Origin of the sequence: Massilia sp. AB1 (assembly GCF_018119385.1) — a bacterium.
Taxonomy (GTDB): domain Bacteria; phylum Pseudomonadota; class Gammaproteobacteria; order Burkholderiales; family Burkholderiaceae_D; genus Telluria.
Map to the genome: position 1 here is coordinate 46,374 of NZ_JAGKSG010000032.1, position 11,614 is coordinate 57,987.

Sequence of the window (11,614 nt, forward strand, 5' to 3'; positions counted from 1 at the left end):
GCGTGTAATCTTTCCGGCGAGGCTGCATTGCGCAGCCTCGCCGCTTCATTTCAGGAGCAGCATGGATCTCAGCCTTCGCCCGAACCGGCGGCAAGCCGGTTTCACGCTGATCGAACTGATCGTCGTGATCGTCATCCTCGGCATCCTCGCGGCGACCGCACTGCCGAAATTCGCCAGCCTCGGGGGCGACGCGCGCGTGGCCAGCCTGCAGGCCGCGCGTGGCGCGCTGAGCGCCTCGGCCGCCATGGTCCACGGCAAATCGCTGATCCGGCCGGCCGACACCTCGATCGATGTCGAAGGCACGGCCGTCGCCATCGTCAACGGCTATCCGAAGGCGAGCAAGGCCTTCGCCACCGCGGCGGGTCTGGGCGACGGCGATTACCTGATCGAGGAAAACAAGGACGAGCTGACGGTCACGCCGCGCAGCGTGGCGGACAATCCGACGCTCGCCGCGACCTGCTTCATCAGCTATGCGGCGCCGACCGCCGCCAACCAGCCTCCGGTCCTGCAGCAGGCCGCGGATCCGCTGGTCTGCGAATAAGCCCGGGACCGGCGTAGCGTGGGCGGCCAGCTCCCCATTTCCCGCTTCCAGCCGCGCCCGGCGCGCGGCTTCACGATGGTCGAACTGATCGTCGTGATGGTCCTCATCGGCATCCTGGCGGCCGTCGCCGCCAGCCGTTTTTTCGACCGCACCGGCTTCGACGCCGACGGCTTTGCGGAACAGAGCCGCGCCTTGCTGCGCTACGCCCAGAAGGCCGCGATCGCGCGCAACGCGCCGGTCTTCGTGCAGCTGGACGACAACCGCATCGCCCTGTGCTACAGCTCGCCGCGCAACTCCCCCCAAGGCAACTGCGACCCCACCCAGCGCGTGCCCGCGCCGGGCGGCCAGATCGGCGGCGGCGCCACCGAGGCCCAGTGCCAGGCGCCCGGCTGGTTCTGCATCGGCCGGCCCGAGGGCGTGCAGCTCGCCTTGTCCGAGCCGATGACCGAATTCAGCTTCAACGCGCTCGGCAGCCCGGTGGCCGCCGGCGGCTTCGGCGGCCTGACCCTGACCATCACCAGCAAGGGCGAATCGCGCACGGTGTCGGTGGTCCAGGAGACCGGTTATGTGCAGTAAGACCGCGCGTGCCCGCCAGGCGGGCCTGACCCTGATCGAGATGATCATGTTCATCATGATCGTCGGGGTCGCCCTGGCCGCCGTGATCGGCGTGCTGAACCTGAGCACCAAGGGCAGCGCCGACCCGCTGCGGCGCAAGCAGGCGCTGATGATCGCCGAAGGCTTGCTGGAGGAAGTCCAGCTGGCCAAGTTCACCTGGTGCGACCCGACCTCCGGCAACGCCGGCGACGAGAACGTCAGGAGCAGCGCCGACTGCAACCTGGCCGAGAACTGGGGCCCGGAAGCGGGAGGCGAAAGGCCGCACGACAACGTCAACGATTACGTCAGGGCGGCTGCCCAGGCCGAGGCCAGCTTCAACAATGGCGCCGGCGTGCTGACCGATGCGAACGGAGACGCGATGAACGTGGCCGGTTATACCGCCACGGTGAGCGTCATCCCCGAATCGATCGGCGGCATCCCCGTCGCGAACACCACCTCGGCCGACAGCGACGTGCTGCGCATCCGGGTCGAGGTCCGTTACGACCAGGAGTCCGTCGTGCTCGACGCCTACCGCACTCGCTACGCGCCGGGCTTCCTATGAACCGGCCAGCCCCGCGCCGCGCACGCGGCTTCACCCTGGTCGAGGCCATCCTCGTCATCGTCATCATCGGCGTGATCGGCGCCATCGTGGCGGTCTTCATCCGCGCCCCGGTCCAGGGCTATGCCGACAGCGCGGCGCGCGCCGCCGCCACCGACGAAGCCGACCTTGCGCTGCGCCGCATCGCGCGCGACTTGCGCCTGGCCCTGCCCAACAGCGTGCGCGTGAGCGACGACGGGGCCGCGGTCGAGTTCCTGCAAACCACGACCGGCGGGCGCTACCTGACCCTGGACGACGGCGTGGCGGCCATGCCGGTCCTCGATTTCGACGACGCCGCCCAGACCCGCTTCACCGTGGTCGGCGGGACCATGCGCCCGATCGAGCGCGGCGACTTCATCGTGGTCTACAACCTGGGCGGCGGCGCGGTGCCCTCGGACGCCTACCTGTATCGCCAGGGCGCTCCCGACAACAACATCGTGCGGGTGGCCAGCGTCGACTACTCCACGCCCAACCACCCGGTCGTCACCATGGAAAACAATGCCTTCGCGCTCCAGGCGACGCCGATGCGCTCGCCGAGCAACCGCTTCCAGGTGGTGAGCGGGCCCATCACCTACGCTTGCGAGACGGGGCGCGACGGCAGCGCCGAGCTGGTGCGCTACTGGGGCTATCCGATCGACGCCAGCCAGAACCTGCCGCCGCAGGGCACGCCGCAGCGCGCCGTGATCGCCTCGCGGGTGGCGGACTGCAGCCAGGTGTTCCGATACGGCAGCGACGTCACGCGCCGCAGCGCGCTGGTGATCCTGAATTTGTCGCTGCGCCTGGCCAACGACCGGGACAGCCAGGTGCGCCTGGTCAACCAGGTTCACGTGGACAATACGCCATGACGAAGCATTTCCGCACTCTGCGCCGCCAGGCCGGCGTCGGCCTGGTCACCGCGATCTTCCTGCTGGTGGTGCTGGCTGGCCTGGGCGCCGCCGCCGTCACTTTGTACAGCGCCCAGGAGGCCAGCTCGAGCATCGATATGGAAGGAGCCAAGGCCTACCAGGCCGCGCGCGCGGGAATCGAGTGGGGCTTGTACGAACAGCTGCGCCAGAACCGCTGCGCTGCGCGCACTTCCTTCGGCTTTCCGGACACTACCGTGCTGGCGAGCTTCCGCGTGACGGTGAGCTGCCAGGCCATCGACGGCCTGGCCGACGAGGAAGGCGCGGCCGTGGCGCAGACCCGGCGCTGGCGCATCGGCGCCGTCGCCTGCAACCAGCCGGTGCAGGGGGAGTGCACGGCCCAGACCACAACCACGAACACCAGTCCCGACTACGTCCAACGCAGGCTCGAGGTAGAGATATGAACACGCTGCTGAACTTCACCCGCATCGCCTTGTGCGCCGGCGCCTTCGCCTGCGCCGGCCAGGCCGCCGCCGCTTCGCTGGCGCTGGCCAAGTCCTTCGAGGGGAATGTGAACTTCGCCGGCACCCAGGCCAGCCTGCAGTCCAAGACCAACGGCGCCAAGGCCTGCGACCTGGCTTCGAGCGCCTCGGCCGGCATCAGCCTCCCGTCGGAGGCGAACGTGGTCTCCGCCACCTTGTACTGGGCGGGATCCGGCTCCATCGATCCGCAGGTGCTGCTCAACGGCGCCGTGGTCACCGCGCCGGCCGAGCGCCGCTATTCCTCGACCATCGACGGCCTGAGCTATTTCGCGGCCGCCGAGGATGTGACCGAGCTGGTCCGGGGCAAGGCCTCCTTCACCTTCGGCGGCCTGTCGGTATCGACCGGCGCCGCCTACTGCTCGAACAAGCCCAAGGACAACGCGGTCCTGGCCGGCTTCTCGCTGGTGGTGGTGTATTCGCACCGGCTGGAGAAGTACCGCACCGTCAACCTGTACGAAGGCTTCCAGGCCTTGCGCAACACCAGCGTCACCGTCCCGATGCGCGACTACAAGCCGCGCACGACCACCGGCGATTCCGGCCGCTTCGGCTACATCGTGTGGGAGGGTGACAAGACCGGCCAGCAGAAGGGCGACTGGGTCAGCTTCGCCGGGCAGGTCCTGCAGTATTCTCCCTTCGCGCAGAAGGACAATGCCTTCAATTCCAAGAGCAGCGCCAACAGCGACGAAAACTCGCCCGGCATCGACTTCGACATCTTCGATCTGGCGCGCCTGCCTGCGTCGGCGAGCGAGGCCAACGCGGTGTTCACCACCGAATCCGACCGCGTGCTGCTGAGCAGCGCGATCGTCGCGCTGCCGTCCATGCCGGCCGACCTGAGCATCCAGAAGACCGCGTCCGGCGACTACAAGCTCGGCAGCGAGATCAAGTACACGCTGGCGGTGTCGAACCTGGGCACGCGCGCCGACAGCCAGGTCAAGGTGGTGGACGTCCTGCCGGACACGCTGAGCTATGTGTCGGCCGCCGGCGCCGACTGGACCTGTTCGGTGAGCGGCAAGGCGGTCAGCTGCAGCTACAACAAGGCGCTCGAGCCGGGCGCCTCGGCCAGCGTGGTCCTCACGGCGAAGATCGCGGCCGAGGGAAAGATTTCCAACACGGCCGAGGTGAGCGGCACGGCCGATGGCGTGCCCGGCAATAACCGCTCGACCGCCGCCGGCGACACCGGCGGCGGCGCGGTCGGCAAGGATCCCTGGGTGTTCACGGTCGGCGAATGCGCGCCGGATACCGCGATCAAGCCCTCGGGCGAAGGCTGCGCGCTGTTCACCGGCCCGCTCACGGCCGGCGAAAGCCGGGCGATCTTCCTTACCCGCTCGGTGGACGGGGTGGCCAAGGCGGTCAGTACGAGCGCCAGCACCTCGGTGCTCGGCCACTTCGCCCTGGAGTGCAACAATCCCGCGACCACCGCCGGGGTCAAGCCGCGCATCAGCAACCTGAGTCTGCCGGAGTGCGTGCAGAACGGCACGCTCACGCTGGACGGCTCGAACGCCTTGTACGCCAGCGTCACCTTCGAGGCCAACAAGGCCTCGCGCCAGATCACCTTCCAGTACAACGATGTCGGCCTGGTCAGCCTGCGCATGGTCGAAAACGGCGGCAAGGCCGCCAAGGCCGCCTTCGTGGTGCGCCCCGACAGCATCAAGGCGGCCTACACGCGCGCGTCCGACGGCCTGGCCAATCCTGGCTCCAGCACCCTGGCGGGCGCCGGCTTCGCCGAAGCGGGCGAAGGCTTCCGGGTGACGGTGACCGCCTACGGAATCGGCCTGGCCGACCCCTTGAAGAGCTTCGGCCGCGAAACCGGCGAGACCGCGCCGGCCGCCATCCTGGCAGTCAATGCCGCCGGCGGCGAGACCGAGCAAAAGCTGCTGCAGCAGCAGGGCGCCTGGAGCCATGTAGCGACCGCGAACGGCGGCACCCTGGTCGGCAGCTTCTCCTGGAACGAAGCGGGCGCCGCCAGCCTGGCGCCCAGGCTGGAAGGCTATCTCGGCATCGACCGCACCCTGCTGGGCAGCCGCGAACTGGTCGGCCGCTTCTATCCCGCCTACTTCAGGACCAACACCGAACTCGGCTTCGAGTGCGCGAAGCGCATGGGCTGCCCGCAAACGGGGACCAACCCGGTCACCCGCGCATCCTTCTCGAGCCAGGACTTCGGCGTGCTGGTGCGCGCCTTCGGCCGCAACGGCGAGCTGCAGCGCTTCAGCGGCGACCTGGTGCCGGATATCAAACTGGGCGCCGCCGGCGCGCCCGGCGCGGATACGCTGCTGACCGGCCTGCGCGATCCCGGGCAGGACAAGCGCCTGCTCGAGCGCGAGGTCAGCTACCAGCTGGCCGTCCCTTACGACGCCACCCAGGACCGCGGCGCCAAGTGGACCGCTCCGACCGCGGTCTACCTGCGCGCCAGCGTCGAGGACCAGCGCGCCATGCCGGGTGGCCCGGCGCGCATCGTCATCACCTCCGACCGCGACGCCGATTCGATCGAGGGCGGGATGATGATCCTGAATGGCCGCCTGCTGGTGGTGAACACCCTCGGCACGCCGCTGATGAAGACCCCGGTGCCGCTGCGCGCCCAGTACTGGACCGGCCAGGTCTGGGAGCACAACGGCGTCGTCGACGAGGCCGATCCGGGCAAGGGCGCGGTGCAGTTCTCGGGCTGCACCCGCAGCCTGCGCTTGAGCGCGACCGCGCCCGGCGGCGATTGCAACCGGAGCATCGTAACCCTGGCCAGCGGCGCGAGCCCCGACTCGGTCGACCTGCCGGCCATCGCCGACGGCAAGGGCGTGCTGGTGCTGGGAGCCGTGCCGAACACGGCCAGCGGCAACGTCGACATCCTCGTCAAGGGCTATGAATGGTTACCCAGCACCTTCGGGCGCGTGACATTCGGGCAGTTCAAGAGCCCCGTAATCTACGTCCGAGAGATGTATTGACAACGGAAGCGTCGTAAAGCGGCCTAAAACCTCATTGTTTTGTGAGGGAAAGTGAGTTTTTGTGATCGATTTGGGCTCGGCTTGAATATAATCAAGCCTTTGCCGCACCGAACTATTATTCGCGATCACAGACCGCTTGCATGCGTTTTTTTAAGAGAGCAAAGAAGAAAGATGGCTGGCTGACCATCGCCGTCCAAGCGGACGGCGTGGCGGCTACCAGCATCAAGCGCGTCGCGGGTGCGAAGCCCTTCGTGCGCTTCGCCCATTTCCTGCCGGGACAGCCGGGCGTGGAAGTGCTGGAGAAAGCCGCGCGCGAGGGCAACGCCAACGCCTACCGCTGCGCGACCCTGCTCTCGGGCGGCGATTACCAGGTGATCAACCTCGAAGCGCCGAACGTGCCGCGCGAGGAATTGAAGACCGCGGTGCGCTGGCGCCTGAAGGACATCCTCGACTTCCCGGCCGACCAGGCGACCATCGACGTGCTCGACATCCCGGTCGACGCCAACGCCCAGATGCGCGCCCAGCAGACCATTTTCGTGATCGCGGCCCGCAATACCGTGATCAAGCCGCGCCAGCAGCTGTTCCTCGACGCCAAGGTGGAACTGAGCGTGATCGATATCCCGGAGATGGCCCAGCGCAATATCTCGGCCATGCTGGAGCCGGAAGGGCGCGGCGTGGCCATGCTGTCCTTCGGCGCCGACGGCGGCCTGCTGACGGTCTCCTATCGCGGCGAGCTCTACCTGTCGCGGCGCTTCGACGTCAGCCTCGATCAGCTGCTCGAGACCGATCACGAGCGCAAGCACGCCAGCTTCGACCGCATCACGCTGGAGCTCCAGCGCTCACTCGACAACTTCGAGCGCCAGTATTCCTTCATCAGCATCGCCAAGCTGGTGCTCGGCCCCTCCGGCGTGACCGGCCTGGACGAGTACCTGTCGAGCAACCTGTACACCCCGGTCGAGACCCTCGACCTGGCCACCGTGCTGGACCTGAGCCGCACGCCCGAGCTGATGGACGCAGGCATGCAGCAGCGCTTCTTCATTCCGCTGGGCGCCGCCCTGCGCGCGGAGGAGGCGGCATGAGCCAGCAGATCAACTTGTTCAACCCGGCCTTCCAGCCGCAGAAGAAAGTCCTGACGGCAGCGACCATGGCGGTCTCGCTGGCGCTGCTGGCGGGCGGCATCGGCGCGCTGGCGAGCTACGGCAAGATGCAGACCGCGCGCCTGCAGGAAGAAGCGAACGTCGGCGCGCTGCGCCTGGAACAGAAGCAGGCGCGCCTGGCCAGCGTGAGCACCGAGTTCGCGCCGCGCCAGAAGAACCGCGAGATCGACGCCCAGATCCTCGAAGCCGAGACCCAGCTGGCGGCGCTGCGCAACATCTCGCGCGTGATCGAGCGCGGAGAACTCGGCGACACCAGCGGCTATGCCGGCTACTTCAAGGCGCTGGCGCGCCAGACCGTGCCGGGCCTGTGGCTGACCGGCGTGAGCGTCTCGGGCGCCGGCCAGGAGATCGGCATCAAGGGCCGCAGCACCGACCCGGCGACCCTGCCGGGCTACCTGAACCGCCTGACCCAGGAACCGCTCATGCGCGGCAAGTCCTTCACCAGCCTGCAGATCGGCCAGGCCGCGCCGCTGGTCGCGGCGGCGGCCGACGGCAAGCAGGGCGCGACCCCGGCGCCCTACGTCGAGTTCAGCCTGCAGTCGGTACCGGAAGAGGTGCGCAAATGAGCGTCCCGTTGAAACAGCGCGTGACCGAGCTGGGCGCGCGCATCGACGCCCTGACCCTGCGCGAGCGCGGCCTGCTGTTCGCCGCGGCCGCCGCGGTGATCGTGTTCGTCGGCCACACCATGGTGCTGGGCCCGATCTACCGCGCCCAGGACCTGCTGCGCGACCAGATCAGCCAGCAGCGCAACAACATGATCGGCCTGGACGGCGAGATCACCGCCAAGGTCCAGGCCTACCAGGTGGATCCGGACGCGCCGGCGCGCGCCAGGCTCCAGGCCGTGCAGCAGGAAACCGCGGCCCTGGGCGACTCGCTGCTGGCGATGGAGCACGGCCTGGTGCCGCCCGAGCGCATGGCGCCGCTGCTGGACACCATCCTGCGCGCCAATGGCCGCCTGAAGCTGGTGTCCATGCGCACGCTGCCGGCGGAAGGCGTCGGCGCGCCCGCCGGTGCGGACAAGACGGCGCCAGCCGCCGCGCCGGCCAAGGACGCCGCGGCCAAGCCCGCCGACCTGCTGTACCGCCACGGCGTCGAAGTGACCGTGCGCGGCAATTATCTCGACATGGTCGATTACATGAGCGCGCTCGAAGCGATGCCGACCCGGCTGTTCTGGGGCAGGGCACAGCTCGATGTGGAGGAATATCCGGCCTCCCGCCTGACGCTCACGCTCTATACCCTGAGCCTGGACCGGAAATGGATGAAGCTGTGAAGGACACCCTCGTGAAGCCCATGATCCTCATCTTGGCGGCCCTTGCGCTCGCCCACGTTCCGGCCGCCGCCCAGTCGCTGGCCGACCCGACCCGTCCGCCCGCGATGCTGGACGCCGGCCGCGCCGACGGCCTGGCCGATGGCCTGCCGCGCCTGCAGTCGGTGCTGATTTCGCCGCGCGGGCGCCACGTGGCCGTGATCGACGGCGAAACCGTGCGCCTGGGCGAGAGCTTCCGCGGCGCGCGCGTGGCGCGCATGAGCCAGGGCGAGGTCGAACTGGTGCGCGGCCGCGAACGCCAGGTGCTGCGCCTGGAATCCCTGGCCGCGCCGGTCGCCGGCGTCACCCCGGCCGCGCATTGACGAACGCCCGATGAAACGGACCACGATGAACACACGCTTCCTGATCCCGGCCGCCCTTGCCGCCACCGCGCTGCTGTCCGGCTGCCAGAGCGCCAGCCGGCACGACACCTATGACGCGATCGGCAAGGAGATGGAAAAGGCCGGCGCCAGGTCCCAGCAGGCCGCCGCGGCGCCCAGCGACGAAGCCGTCGCCAACGCGCTGCTGCCGCCGGTGAGCAGCCTGGCCAGTCAGCTGCCCAAGGCGCGCCCGGCCCTGGAAGAGCGTTTCAACGTCTCCTTCAACAACGTCCCGGCCCAGCAGTTCTTCCGCTCGATCGTGGCCGGCACCCGCTACAACATGCTGGTCCATCCCGAGGTCAGCGGCAACATCAGCGCCAACCTGAAGGACGTGACGATCGCCGAGACGCTGGAAGCGATCCGCGAGATGTACGGCTACGACTACAAGATCGAGGGCACCCGCATCACCATCCGTCCGCTGACCATGCAGACCCGCATGTTCCAGGTGAACTACCTGACGGCCAAGCGGCGCGGCATGTCGAACCTGCGCGTGAACTCGACCTCGGTGGCCGACGCGGGGGGCGTGCGCAACAACGGCGGCCAGAACCAGGGCAATACGGGCAACACGGGGAACAACACCGGCGGCCAGAACCAGGGCGGCCAGAACGGCTCGAACATGGTCCAGGTCGACAGCACCGACATCAACACCACCTCCGAGAACGATTTCTGGGGCGAGCTGAAGTCCGCGCTGGAAGCCATTGTCGGCTCGAAAGAGGGCGGCCGCAGCGTCGTGATCAGCCCGCAGTCGGGCGTGGTCGTGATCCGCGCCATGCCGGACGAACTGCGCAGCATCGACGCCTACCTGAAGGCCACCCAGCTGGCGGTCGACCGCCAGGTGATCCTGGAAGCCAAGATCCTCGAAGTGGAGCTGAACGACCGCTTCCAGAGCGGCATCAACTGGGCCTCCTTCGCCTCGATCAAGAGCTCGCACCCGAACCGCGTCTCGGGCGGCATGATCGGCCCGGGCGCCAACCTGGCGCCGCTGCCGCGCGACGGCGGCCAGCCGGCCATCATCGCCAACGGCCAGGGCCTGAGCGCCAGCACCGGCTTCTCGCTGTCGAACGCCGCCACCGCGGCCGGCTCGCTGTTCGGCTTCGCCTTCCAGACCAATAACTTCGCGGCCCTGATCTCCTTCCTGGAATCGCAGGGCAACGTGCACGTGCTGTCCAGCCCGCGCGTGGCGGCGATGAACAACCAGAAGGCGGTGCTCAAGATCGGCACCGACGAGTTCTTCGTCACCGGGATCACCAACACCATCAACACCACCAACAGCGGCAGCACCGTCACCCCGAGCGTGACCGTGCAGCCCTTCTTCTCGGGCGTGGTGCTGGACGTGACCCCGCAGATCGACGACAAGGGCAACATCCTGCTGCACGTGCACCCGTCGGTGAGCCAGGTGTCGACCGTGAACAAGGACGTCGACCTGGGCACCGCAGGCACGGTCAGGCTGCCGCTGGCGGCGTCCAGCACCTCGGAACTGGACAGCATCGTGCGCGGCCAGAACGGCCAGGTGGTGGCCATCGGCGGCCTGATGCGCCAGGCCTCGACCGGCGACGTAGACCAGCTGCCGGGCGCCGACAAGCTGCCGGTGCTGGGCGCGCTGTTCCGCAACAAGAACCGCGTCAGCCAGAAGCGCGAGCTGGTGGTGCTGATCAAGCCGACCATTGTCGAAGGCGCGAACGACTGGAGCCAGGACCTGCTGGACGCCGGCCGCAGGATCGAGCAACTGGACCCGCGGACCCGGGAGCGCAAGTAATGTACGCGGCCCACTTCGGCCTGCGCGAGCTGCCGTTCGGGATCACCCCGGACACCAGCTTTTTCTTCGGCAGCCCGGGTTCGCAGGAAGCCCTGAATACGCTGCTGGTGGCGGCGCGCGGCGGCGAGGGCTTCATCAAGATCACGGGCGAAGTCGGCACCGGCAAGACCCTGTTGTGCCGCAAGTTCATGGCGACCCTGGGCGAAGGCTTCGTCACCGCCTATATCCCGAATCCCTACCTGGAACCGCGCACCCTGATGCTGGCCCTGGCGGATGAGCTGGAGCTCAAGCTCGAGCGCGAGGCCGACCAGCACCAGGTGCTGAAGGCCATCACCCAGCGCCTGCTCGAACTGGCGGCCCAGGACAAGCGCGTGGTGCTGTGCCTGGACGAAGCCCAGGCGATTCCGGTGGAGAGCCTGGAAGCGCTGCGCCTGCTGACCAACCTGGAAACCGAAAAGCGCAAGCTGCTGCAGATCGTGCTGTTCGGCCAGCCGGAACTGAACCGCAAGCTGGAGCTTGAATCGATCCGCCAGCTGGCCCAGCGCATCACCTTCCATTACCACCTCGGTCCGCTCAGCCGCGACGACCTGGACTACTACGTGGCGCACCGCCTGCGCGTGGCCGGCTTCACCGGCGCGCGCCTGTTTACGCGCGCGGCGATCCGCGGCCTGTACAAGGCCAGCGGCGGCGTGCCGCGCCTGGTCAACATCATGGCGCACAAGGCCATGATGCTCAGCTACGGCCAGGGCAAGCAGCAGGTGGCGGGCAGCCATGTGACCACCGCCGCGCGTGATACGATCGGCGTGCGGCGCGACATCTGGACCTGGCTGGCGGCGGGCGCCGCGGCCTTCTCGGTCGCCGCCTGCCTGGCGTGGGTGGTCGCACGATGAGTCTCATCAACAAGATGCTGCAGGACCTGGACGCGCGCGCAGGAAAGCCGGGCGCGCAAGGCATGCCGTCCGATA

General features: G+C 68.3%; 12 protein-coding genes. All 12 read left to right on the forward strand.

Annotation, left to right across the window (positions count from 1 at the left end; all coding sequences use genetic code 11):
• Positions 1-61 precede the first annotated feature (61 nt).
• The 12 genes from J8847_RS24460 (at position 62) to J8847_RS17550 (ending at position 11,539) form a co-directional block, all read left to right on the forward strand.
• Positions 62-541, forward strand: a complete 480-nt coding sequence (locus J8847_RS24460; protein WP_211525985.1) for a type II secretion system protein — start codon at positions 62-64, stop codon at positions 539-541.
• Positions 542-559: 18 nt separating this feature from the next.
• Positions 560-1,117 carry a GspH/FimT family pseudopilin gene (locus tag J8847_RS17500; RefSeq protein ID WP_211525986.1) on the forward strand — a complete coding sequence of 186 codons (558 nt, stop codon included), beginning with the start codon at positions 560-562 and terminating at the stop codon, positions 1,115-1,117.
• Positions 1,107-1,697 (forward strand): type II secretion system protein, encoded by a 591-nt coding sequence (locus J8847_RS17505; protein ID WP_211525987.1) that lies wholly within the window; start codon positions 1,107-1,109, stop codon positions 1,695-1,697. The genes J8847_RS17500 and J8847_RS17505 overlap by 11 nt, the downstream gene beginning before the upstream one ends.
• Positions 1,694-2,578: a prepilin-type N-terminal cleavage/methylation domain-containing protein gene (locus tag J8847_RS17510; RefSeq protein WP_211525988.1), complete on the forward strand. Its 885-nt coding sequence runs from the start codon at positions 1,694-1,696 to the stop codon at positions 2,576-2,578. Before J8847_RS17505 ends, J8847_RS17510 begins: the two co-directional genes overlap by 4 nt.
• On the forward strand, positions 2,575-3,039 hold the full coding sequence (locus J8847_RS17515; protein WP_211525989.1) for a pilus assembly PilX N-terminal domain-containing protein: 465 nt from the start codon (positions 2,575-2,577) through the stop codon (positions 3,037-3,039). Before J8847_RS17510 ends, J8847_RS17515 begins: the two co-directional genes overlap by 4 nt.
• The gene (locus J8847_RS17520; RefSeq protein WP_211525990.1) at positions 3,036-6,050 is read left to right on the forward strand and encodes a DUF11 domain-containing protein; all 3,015 of its coding nucleotides are present in this window, start codon (positions 3,036-3,038) and stop codon (positions 6,048-6,050) included. The genes J8847_RS17515 and J8847_RS17520 overlap by 4 nt, the downstream gene beginning before the upstream one ends.
• Positions 6,051-6,190: 140 nt before the next feature.
• On the forward strand, positions 6,191-7,129 hold the full coding sequence (gene pilM / locus J8847_RS17525; RefSeq protein ID WP_211525991.1) for a type IV pilus biogenesis protein PilM: 939 nt from the start codon (positions 6,191-6,193) through the stop codon (positions 7,127-7,129).
• Entirely contained in the window at positions 7,126-7,773 is a 648-nt protein-coding gene (locus J8847_RS17530; protein ID WP_211525992.1) for a PilN domain-containing protein, read from the forward strand. The genes pilM and J8847_RS17530 overlap by 4 nt, the downstream gene beginning before the upstream one ends.
• Positions 7,770-8,477, forward strand: coding sequence for a hypothetical protein (locus tag J8847_RS17535; RefSeq protein ID WP_229512962.1), 708 nt, complete (start codon positions 7,770-7,772; stop codon positions 8,475-8,477). Before J8847_RS17530 ends, J8847_RS17535 begins: the two co-directional genes overlap by 4 nt.
• Before the next feature lie 20 nt (positions 8,478-8,497).
• Positions 8,498-8,836 (forward strand): hypothetical protein, encoded by a 339-nt coding sequence (locus J8847_RS17540; RefSeq protein WP_211525993.1) that lies wholly within the window; start codon positions 8,498-8,500, stop codon positions 8,834-8,836.
• A gap of 10 nt (positions 8,837-8,846) precedes the next feature.
• Positions 8,847-10,649: a pilus (MSHA type) biogenesis protein MshL gene (gene mshL / locus J8847_RS17545; RefSeq protein WP_229512964.1), complete on the forward strand. Its 1,803-nt coding sequence runs from the start codon at positions 8,847-8,849 to the stop codon at positions 10,647-10,649.
• A complete protein-coding gene (locus tag J8847_RS17550; RefSeq protein ID WP_211525994.1) occupies positions 10,649-11,539 on the forward strand; it encodes an ExeA family protein in 891 nt (296 codons plus the stop codon). The genes mshL and J8847_RS17550 overlap by 1 nt, the downstream gene beginning before the upstream one ends.
• The last annotated feature ends 75 nt before the right edge of the window (positions 11,540-11,614 follow it).

Excerpts from the sequence above, each read along its gene's own strand:
- J8847_RS24460 (WP_211525985.1), top strand. The coding sequence starts at position 62 with ATGGATCTCAGCCTTCGCCCGAACCGGCGGCAAGCCGGTTTCACGCTG.
- J8847_RS17505 (WP_211525987.1), top strand. The coding sequence starts at position 1,107 with ATGTGCAGTAAGACCGCGCGTGCCCGCCAGGCGGGCCTGACCCTGATC.
- J8847_RS17510 (WP_211525988.1), top strand. The coding sequence starts at position 1,694 with ATGAACCGGCCAGCCCCGCGCCGCGCACGCGGCTTCACCCTGGTCGAG.
- J8847_RS17515 (WP_211525989.1), top strand. The coding sequence starts at position 2,575 with ATGACGAAGCATTTCCGCACTCTGCGCCGCCAGGCCGGCGTCGGCCTG.
- J8847_RS17520 (WP_211525990.1), top strand. The coding sequence starts at position 3,036 with ATGAACACGCTGCTGAACTTCACCCGCATCGCCTTGTGCGCCGGCGCC.
- pilM (WP_211525991.1), top strand. The coding sequence starts at position 6,191 with ATGCGTTTTTTTAAGAGAGCAAAGAAGAAAGATGGCTGGCTGACCATC.
- J8847_RS17530 (WP_211525992.1), top strand. The coding sequence starts at position 7,126 with ATGAGCCAGCAGATCAACTTGTTCAACCCGGCCTTCCAGCCGCAGAAG.
- J8847_RS17535 (WP_229512962.1), top strand. The coding sequence starts at position 7,770 with ATGAGCGTCCCGTTGAAACAGCGCGTGACCGAGCTGGGCGCGCGCATC.
- J8847_RS17540 (WP_211525993.1), top strand. The coding sequence starts at position 8,498 with ATGATCCTCATCTTGGCGGCCCTTGCGCTCGCCCACGTTCCGGCCGCC.
- mshL (WP_229512964.1), top strand. The coding sequence starts at position 8,847 with ATGAAACGGACCACGATGAACACACGCTTCCTGATCCCGGCCGCCCTT.
- J8847_RS17550 (WP_211525994.1), top strand. The coding sequence starts at position 10,649 with ATGTACGCGGCCCACTTCGGCCTGCGCGAGCTGCCGTTCGGGATCACC.